Here is a 3,343-nt window from a genome sequence, read left to right as displayed (position 1 = left end):
CCTGCTGGGCGATGCGCTTGCAGCGATAGTTCCAGTCCGCCCAACGTGGCTTGTGACGTGCGCCAGGGTCATGGGAGGTTTTTCGTTCCTGTCCGAGCCATTTCTCGAGATACCAGCCAATCACGCAGATCGCGCGGTCCGGGTGCCGCTGGCCTGCATCGATCAGGTTAGCGGCCCAATCGCGGTCATAGAGGCGGTCGTCATCGCAAAAAAGCAACCGCTCGCCTGACCCACGCAAGTCCTTGGCCGCGGGAAGCACCTTCGTTGCAGGGCCGAAATCTGTCTCGCAGCGGTGGATCGCGACCCCCCTGGGAACCGATGGCAATGTACCGTCATAATCGGGAAACCGCTTGTAATGATGCGGGATGTAAAGACGAACTTCCGAAATGTCGGCCTTCTGGGCTAGCAGGGTTTCGAGAGTTGGCCCGATCTTGTCGAACCGGCTAGGGATTGTTGTAAGCGAGATGACCGTCATGGAGATCCATGTACAGAAGGCGCCAGCAGGCGTACAGTGCGCCTTACACAGACGAGTCTGCAAAGCTGCTCAGTACTCGAACACATGCCCCGCCTCCGAACCGCGTTGGTTGCTCTTGCGCGCCAGAGACATGTAACAACCCGCTTGTAGAAAGGCGGGAGCCGTGCATTTTGGCAGAAAACTTCCCTGGGGACGCTGCTAAGATTTAGCTTCCCGGCGAGGTGAAGCCCTGGCCATACAGTGCGCGAGACGAGAAATCAGGAGATGCATAATGGCTGGAGGCACAGACGAAAACGATAAACTGACGCCTCTGAAGCGCTTCGAGCAGAACATCGCCGGGCTTTTCAAGGTAGGGCGCACGGAGCGCCGGACCAAGAAGGCCGAGCGGGAAATCCAGCGTCTCACCATGGAGCTGAGGGGTCTGCACAGTGAGCTCGAGGCGATACAAGGCGATCTCCCCAAACTGCGCACGCAGATTGAGCACCAAGGCACCGTCACTCGAGAGGTGATCAGTGCACGCGCAGCTGAAATCCATCGAATGACAGCCGATCTCTCCCGGCGTATGGACCTTTTGGCCGGACTGCCCTGCGCGGGCACCAAGACGACCCAGCCAACTTCCGAAGCGCATCCGGCAGGCCTGGAATCATTCCTCGACAACTTCTACCATGTCCTCGAAAACCGGTTTCGGGGATCGACCCAGGAAATCCGCCGGCGCTTGTCCGTATATCGCCCCGATATCGAGGCGGCAGCGCTACGCTGCCGGGGTAAGCCGGTCCTCGATCTGGGCTGTGGCCGTGGCGAGTGGCTAAGCCTTCTCAGCACCTGGGGGCTCGAAGCCTATGGTGTGGATCTGAACGCCCTACAAATCGAGCAAGCCAAAACCGACGGGCTGGATGCGCGCCTTGGGGACTTTCAGAGCACCTTGCGAGATGTGCCGGATGAAAGTTTGGCGGCCATCACTGCGCACCACCTGATCGAACATCTTCCCTTCCCCATGGTGGCTTGGCTCGCTCGTGAAGCCATGCGCACCCTCGCACCGGGCGGACTTTTACTGCTGGAGACACCTGACGTTCGCAACGTTCTTGTCGGATCGACCTCGTTCCACAACGATCCAACGCATGTGCAGCCGCGCACCGAAGCCGTGATGGGCACGCTTCTGGACGTTGTCGGCTTCAACCCCGTCGAGGCCCGGCGGCTGCACCCACATGAAAGGCTCGACGAGTTTATCGAAAAAGATACCGTCGATCCCGAGATCGCCTATCTTCTGTTTGGCGCCCAGGATCTCACGATGGTGGCCTACAAACCGATGCATGCGTCCTGATGCGCATCGGACTGCTGCAAACACAGGTCCCGTTCGTCCATGGCGGGGCCGAGAGGCACAGCGCGGGGCTGCGCGCGGCGTTGGAACGCCACGGGCACGAAGTCGCGGAAATCACAATACCGTTCCGCTGGTATCCAGCGGAAAAGCTCGTCGACCACACCCTGGCGGCAAAGCTCATCGATGCTTCCGAAGCGTCCGGTGTCCCCATTGATCTGGCCGTCGGACTGAGATTCCCTGCCTACCTTGCGCAGCATCCACGCAAAACCTTCTGGCTCATCCACCAATACCGACAGGCTTACGACATGTGGGATGCCGGAACCTCGGACCTGCTGGATGATCCACTGGGACAAGAGGCGCGCCAGATGGTAATTTCGGAAGACCGTCTTGCTTTTGCCGACACGCAAGCTCCGATCTTCGCCAATTCAAAGAACGTGGCCGAGCGCGTGAAGCAATATCTTGGGATGACAGCCCAGCCGCTCTACCATCCACCAATAGGGGCCGAGCACTTCTACACGGAGCGGTTCGGCGATTTTTTGCTGGCTCCTGGTCGCATTAATCCCAGCAAACGCATTGACCTGATGCTGCGCGCGCTCGCGCAGAGCCGTGAACCCGGTACCCTATGCGTGGCTGGGTCACCCGAAGACCCGTCCTACCTGGCACGCTTGCAGGATCTCGCCCGCTCTCTCGGAGTCGATGACCGCCTTTCCTGGAGGATTGGCGTAAGCGATACGGAAATGCGAGACCTTTACGCCTGCGCGCGTGGGGTCGTCTTCGTCCCGCAGGATGAGGATTACGGCTACATCACCCTCGAAGCGATGTTGTCCGCCAAGCCCGTCATCACCTGTCACGATGCTGGAGGGCCGCTGGAATTCATTTCCGACAGGCGCGAGGGGTTTGTAACCGAGCCCACACCGGCCGCGCTGGCGCGGGCTTTCGACGAAATCCTGTCGGACAAGACCCTCGCTGAGCGAATCGGCCGACGCGGCCGCAAGCGGATCGAGCGCGAAAATATATCCTGGGACCACGTGGTCGAAGTGCTGACGGGAGCGAAAGCTCTCAAGCAGGTACAGGAAGAGGTGCCGGTATCGGCAGCGCCCGGCTTTTCCGCGGAGACGTCGGGCGCTGCCCCGGTCAGGCAGCTTGCAACAGCCGTGGCCCCAGCCATCCCACGCACGCTCCTGCCGTTCGAAAGCGCCGGCGATGTCATGACAGCCTATGCGTTCGATACTCTGCCGAGCGAGGCTAGTGAGCCCGATCCGGGCCTTGTGAGCTACCTGGATACGCATTGGGCCCGGTATCGCGCGACCCTGGATCTGATTACGAACAGGAAGCCGGTCGATATCCTGGATGTTGGCGTGTTCCCGCCGCTCGTGTTCGAAGCCATGATAGCAACAGCGTTGCCGACTGCGCGCCTGTACGGGGTCTGGGAAGGTCCCAACAGGTTCGAACAGACCGTGCAGGCCCGGCACCCCGCGCTAAGAGACTTCACGCTCCAACTGGCACCGGCAAACGTCGAACGCGATCGTCTTCCATTTGATGATGCCAGC

At 60.3% G+C, this 3,343-nt stretch carries 3 protein-coding genes; 2 read left to right on the top strand and 1 reads right to left on the bottom strand.

Annotated features, from left to right (window positions below; translation table 11 throughout):
* Positions 1–475 (bottom strand): glycosyltransferase family A protein (locus ACFDS3_RS19890; RefSeq protein ID WP_375264068.1); only part of this gene is annotated, 475 nt, incomplete at its 3' end.
* Positions 476–746: 271 nt separating this feature from the next.
* Between ACFDS3_RS19890 and ACFDS3_RS19885 the strand changes: the two genes are divergently transcribed.
* Both ACFDS3_RS19885 and ACFDS3_RS19880 read left to right on the top strand, forming a co-directional pair.
* Entirely contained in the window at positions 747–1,796 is a 1,050-nt protein-coding gene (locus ACFDS3_RS19885; protein WP_375264067.1) for a class I SAM-dependent methyltransferase, read from the top strand.
* A partial coding sequence (locus ACFDS3_RS19880) for a glycosyltransferase family 4 protein (protein WP_375264066.1) occupies positions 1,796–3,343 on the top strand: 1,548 nt, incomplete at its 3' end. The genes ACFDS3_RS19885 and ACFDS3_RS19880, both read left to right, overlap by 1 nt.

The organism is Palleronia sp., from assembly GCF_042089775.1.
In the GTDB taxonomy this organism is placed as follows: Bacteria; Pseudomonadota; Alphaproteobacteria; order Rhodobacterales; family Rhodobacteraceae; genus Palleronia.
The sequence above is the reverse complement of the archived record's forward strand: the minus strand, read 5'-3'. Positions and strand labels throughout refer to the sequence as shown.